The 4,996-nt window shown below is 70.5% G+C and carries 6 protein-coding genes; 4 read left to right on the top strand and 2 right to left on the bottom strand.

Annotated features, from left to right (window positions below; translation table 11 throughout):
* The 4 genes from CSW58_RS14420 to CSW58_RS11750 all read left to right on the top strand — a co-directional run.
* Positions 1-567, top strand: a 567-nt coding sequence (locus CSW58_RS14420) for a TolC family protein (RefSeq protein WP_201721657.1), incomplete at its 5' end; no start/stop codon positions are given.
* 492 nt (positions 568-1,059) lie between these two features.
* Positions 1,060-2,361: an efflux RND transporter periplasmic adaptor subunit gene (locus tag CSW58_RS11760; RefSeq protein WP_099447411.1), complete on the top strand. Its 1,302-nt coding sequence runs from the start codon at positions 1,060-1,062 to the stop codon at positions 2,359-2,361.
* Positions 2,358-3,074, top strand: coding sequence for an ABC transporter ATP-binding protein (locus CSW58_RS11755; protein WP_099447410.1), 717 nt, complete (start codon positions 2,358-2,360; stop codon positions 3,072-3,074). The genes CSW58_RS11760 and CSW58_RS11755 overlap by 4 nt, the downstream gene beginning before the upstream one ends.
* A complete protein-coding gene (locus CSW58_RS11750; protein WP_099447409.1) occupies positions 3,071-4,291 on the top strand; it encodes an ABC transporter permease in 1,221 nt (406 codons plus the stop codon). The genes CSW58_RS11755 and CSW58_RS11750 overlap by 4 nt, the downstream gene beginning before the upstream one ends.
* On the opposite strand, the gene CSW58_RS15845 is transcribed toward CSW58_RS11750, so the two are convergent.
* A complete protein-coding gene (locus tag CSW58_RS15845; protein WP_255406583.1) occupies positions 4,282-4,410 on the bottom strand; it encodes a hypothetical protein in 129 nt (42 codons plus the stop codon). The two genes, CSW58_RS11750 and CSW58_RS15845, sit on opposite strands and share 10 nt — an antisense overlap.
* Before the next feature lie 56 nt (positions 4,411-4,466).
* On the bottom strand, positions 4,467-4,996 hold a 530-nt coding region (locus tag CSW58_RS11745), incomplete at its 5' end, for a serine hydrolase (protein WP_143755188.1).

The raw sequence follows: 4,996 nt of genomic DNA, 5'->3' as shown, positions 1-4,996 counted from the left end.
CGCCAGCTACCAGATCGGCTTCGACGCCGCCTACGAGGCCGACATCTTCGGCGGCGGACGCCATTCGGTCGGGCCGCCCGGGCCACGGCCGAGGGGACGCGGGCCAGCCTGCGGGCGGTCCAACTCACCGTCGCCTCCGAGATCGCGCTCAACTACCTCGACGCCCGCGAAGCCCAAGCCAGGCTGCGCATCGCCCGCGACACGCTTTCCACCCTGGACGAGACCGTGGAGATCACCGGCTGGAGGCTGCAGGCGGGCCTGGTGGGATCGCTCGACCTGGAGCGGGCGCGCCAGCTGCGCGCCCAGACCGCGGCGAGCATCCCGGCGATCGAGACGGCCTACGCCGCCGCCACCAACCGGTTGGCGGTGCTGTTGGACGAAACCCCGGGCGCGATGAACGGCTTGCTCGAGCCCGCCGCCGAGGCGCTCTCGCCGCCGGCCGTTTTTCCCGCCGCGATCCCCGCCGAGGTGATCCGCCGCCGGCCGGACGTGGCGCTGGCGAACAGACCCTGGCGGCGGAGACCGCGCGCGTCGGCGTCGAGACCGCCCAGCTCTATCCGGCGCTGAAGCTTAGCGGGACCTTCTCAGGATCGGGCGGCTCGCTGTCGAACGCCGCGGGCGACATGGTCGGCAGCCTGGTCGCCGGGATCACCCGCCCCGCTCTTCCACGGGGGGGATTCGCGCTTCGGTGGAGGCCCAGCGGGCCCGTGCGGCGCGTCGCCCTCGCCGCCTATCGGCCAGCGTCCTCACCGCCCTGGAGGAGGTTGAGAACGCTCTGGTCTCGGTGTCCGCCGCCGACCGCCGCGAACAGGCCCTGATCGCCGCCGAGGCCGCCGCCCGCGCAGCCCGCCGAGATCGCCCGCATCCAGTACCGCTCGGGGCCGCACCGACTTCCAGTCGCTGCTGGAATCCGAGCGCACCCTGCTGTCCCGCCAGGACGGCCTGGCCTCGGCGCGAGTCGCCAGGGCGGCCTCGGCGGTCCAGCTCTACAAGGCCCTCGGCGGCGGCTGGCAGGCCGCGCCTGAGCCCTCCAGCGTCGCCGCTCCCTAGAGGATTCCCATGGACAAGACCCCCGGCGCGCGCGCCAAGATCGACAGCTTCCTGGGCGTGAAGCCGGGTTCGCGCCGGCCCCGGTCGCTGATGATCGGTGCGCTGATCGTCGGCGTGGCGTTGGTCCTGCTGATCGTCTTCCTGCTGCGCGGCTCGGGCGTCGAGCCCCGCTACGCCACCGCCGCGGTCGAGCGCGGCGACCTTCGGGTGACCGTCTCGGCCACCGGCAACCTTGCGCCCACCAACAAGGTGGAGGTCGGCTCCGAGCTCTCCGGCATCGTCAGCGCGGTCCATGTCGAAAACAACGACCGCGTGACCAAGGGCCAGATCCTGGCCCGGCTGGACACCTCGCGCCTAGAGGACACGGTCCGCGAGAGCGAAGCTGGCCTGGCTTCGGCCCAGGCCAGCGTCGCCCAGGCCCAGGCGACCCTGACCGAGGCGCGCGCGAGTCTTGGTCGCATGGAAGAGGTCTATCGATTGTCCAGCGGCAAGGCGCCCTCCGCCACCGAGCTGGACGTCGCTCGCGCCGCCTGGGCCCGCGCCGCGGCCAACGAGCGCGCGGCCCAGGCCGCCGTCGGCCAGGCCCGGGCGAGCCTGTCGTCCAATCGCACCCAGCTCTCCAAGGCTTTGATCCGCTCGCCGGTGAACGGCGTGGTGCTGTCGCGCGACGTGGAGCCCGGCTCGACCGTGGCCGCGACGCTCAACGCGCCCGTGCTGTTCACCTTGGCCGAGGATCTGGCGAAGATGCAGCTGGAGGTGAAGGTCGACGAGGCCGACGTGGGCCAGGTCAAGGACGGCCAGAGGGCCACCTTCCAGGTCGACGCCTATCCGGGCCGGACCTTCAAGGCCGTGGTCAAGCGCCTGGACCTGGGCTCCACCACGACCGCGAGCTCCAGCGGTTCGGGCCAGGTGGTGGCCTATACGGCGGTGCTGACCGCCGAAAACCCCGACCTGGCGCTCCGCCCCGGCATGACCGGCACGGCGGCCATCGTGGCGACGGAAAAGGCCAATGTGCTGCTGGTCCCGAACGCGGCGCTCAGGTTCACCCCCCAGGCGGCCGCCGGCCGGAGCAAAGGGGGTGCGGCCAGCATGCTGGTGCCGCGCATGATGCGCTCCCAGGGACAAGGCGGCGATGTGACGATCGGGCGGGGTAGCCGCCAAACGGTCTATGTTCTCGGCAACGACGGCGAGCCGCGGGCGATTTCGGTGCTGGCCGGCGACAGCAATGGCAGCCAGACCGAGGTCGCAGGCGAGGGGCTGAAGGTCGGGATGAAGGTCGTCACCGGTCAGCTCGCCGGGGCCGAGCCATGAGCGCCGAGCCGCTGATCTCACTGCGCGGCGTCACCAAGACATTCGGTAGCGGCGAGGCGGCCTTTCAGGCGCTGAAGGGCATCGACCTGGACGTCCAGACGGGCGACTTCGTCGCGGTGATGGGCCCGTCGGGTTCGGGCAAGTCCACCATGATGAACATCCTGGGCTGCCTGGATACGCCCACCAGCGGCGAGTACGTCTTCAAGGGCGTCCATGTGGAACAGCTCGACCGGGACCAGCGGGCCCTGCTGCGCAGGCGCTATCTCGGCTTTGTATTCCAGGGCTACAACCTGCTCGCCCGGACCAGCGCGCTGGAGAACGTGGAGCTGCCGTTGCTCTACCGCGGCGAGCCGAAGCGGACCCGTCGGGACGTGGCGATGGACGCGCTGCGGACAGTCGGACTCGAGGACTGGGCGCACCACACGCCCGCCGAGCTCTCCGGGGGCCAGCAGCAGCGCGTCGCGATCGCCCGGGCCATCGTCACCCAGCCCGATGTGCTGCTCGCCGACGAGCCCACCGGCAACCTCGACACCGAGCGCTCGCTCGAGATCATGCGGCTGCTCGAACGGTTCAATGACGAGTCCGGGATCACCATCCTGATGGTGACCCACGAGCCGGACATGGCGGCCTTCGCCCGCACCACCGTGAAGTTCCGCGACGGCTTGGTCGAGGCGGTCGAGACCAGGCCGGCCCGGGACCGGACCGCCTCATGAGCTCCGTCCTGATCACCACCTTCGCCCTGGCGCTGCGGGAGATCCGTCGGCACCTGATGCGGTCGTTCCTGACCGTGCTGGGCATCGTCATCGGCGTGGGCTCGGTCGTCACCATGGTGACGCTCGGCAACGGCACGACCGCCGCTGTCCAGGCGCAGATTTCCAGCCTCGGCGCCAACATCCTGCAGATCCGTCCTGGCCAGGGGTTCGGGCGCGGTGGCGGGGGCGGCGCCCAGCCACGGCCCTTCGAGGCCGATGATGTCGAGGCGCTCCGCCAGCAGGTGGCCGGCCTGGTGTCGGTCGCGCCCCTGGTCCAGTCGTCCGGCCTGGCGGTACGCAACGCGGCGAACTGGTCGACCACGATCTACGGGACCAACAACGACTACCTGAAGGCGCAGTCGTGGAGCGTGGCTGAGGGACGCACCTTCACGGCGGCCGAGGAGCAGGCCGGCAAGACGGTGTGCCTCATCGGCTCCACCGTTCGACGCAACCTGTTCCGAGACGAAAGCCCGGTGGGCGAAGCCATCCGCCTGCGCGACCTCTCGTGCGAGGTCGTGGGCGCGCTGGCGGCGCGCGGCTCCAGCATGGGCCCCATGGACCAGGACGACGTGGTCATCGTGCCGGTGAGGGCCGCGCAGCGGCGGATCACGGGCAACCAGAGTGTCAGCACGATCATGGTCTCGGTGAACCCGGCCTACGATTCCGCCACCGTCCAGGCCTCGATCAAGTCGCTGCTGCGCGAGCGCCGCCGGCTGCAGCCCAGCGAGGCCGACGACTTCAACATCTTCGACACACAGCAGATCTCCGAGACCCTGCAGAGCACGACCCAGATGCTGACAGGCCTCCTGGGGGCCGTGGCCGCGGTCAGCCTGCTGGTGGGCGGCATCGGGATCATGAACATCATGCTGGTGTCGGTGACCGAGCGCACCCGCGAGATCGGCATCCGCCTGGCCATCGGCGCGCTGGGGCGCGAGGTGCTGCTGCAGTTTCTGGTGGAGGCCGTGGTGCTGGCGAGCCTGGGCGGGCTTCTGGGCCTGACCCTGGCCCTGGGCGCCAGCCTGTTGCTCGCGCCCATGCTGCAGGTGCCCTACATCTTCGACCCGACCATCAACATGGTGGCCTTCGCCTTCTCGGCCCTGATCGGCGTGCTGTTCGGCTATTTCCCCGCCCGTCGGGCCGCGCGGCTCAATCCAATGGACGCGCTTCGTCACGAGTAGAGGCCGCGCGGGGTGCGGCAGGCCGCGGCCCCCCGCCATGCGCAGCTCGACATAGTCGTCGGCCCCCACACGGCCAGGATCTCGGCGATGGGTTCGGCCGTGTCGACGCGGCGCGACACCCGGTTGCCGCCGAATGATCGCCCCGAGGGAGATCGGGCGCCGGCCGCGACGGCGCCTAACGCTCCACCGCCTCCAGAAAGGCCGCGGCGAACTTGGCGGCGATGGTGTCGGGCGCGGTGTTGGTCTGGTTGGTGAGCACGGCGATGGTCAGGTGCGCGTCCGGGAAGTAGTCGAGCTCGCTGACAAAGCCGTTGATGCCGCCCGAGTGCCAATAGCGGGTCTGTCCCAGGCTCTTGCCGACGAACTGGCCCAGGCCGTAGCCGTCGCCGCCGTCGGTGAACATCGCCTTGCGGGACGCCTCGCTGATGACCTTGCCGGCCTGCAGGGCCTCTTCCCAGGTCGCCAGGTCGTCGACGGTCGAATAGAGCGAGCCCGCCGCATAGGGCAGGCTCATGTCCAGATAGTCCGCGTTGAAGGCCCGGCCCTTCTGGATGTCATAGCCCCGGGCGCGCATCGGCAGGACCTCGGCGCCCACCTCATAGCCGGTGTCGGACAGGCCCAGCGGCGCGAGGATGTGGCGCTTGAGATAGTCCGCGTAGCTCTGGCCCGAGGCCTTCTCGATCACCAGGCCCAGCAGGATGTAGC

The sequence above is a fragment of the Caulobacter sp. B11 genome, from assembly GCF_002737765.1.
Taxonomy (GTDB): domain Bacteria; phylum Pseudomonadota; class Alphaproteobacteria; order Caulobacterales; family Caulobacteraceae; genus Caulobacter.
This window is presented reverse-complemented; position numbering and strand designations above follow the sequence as displayed.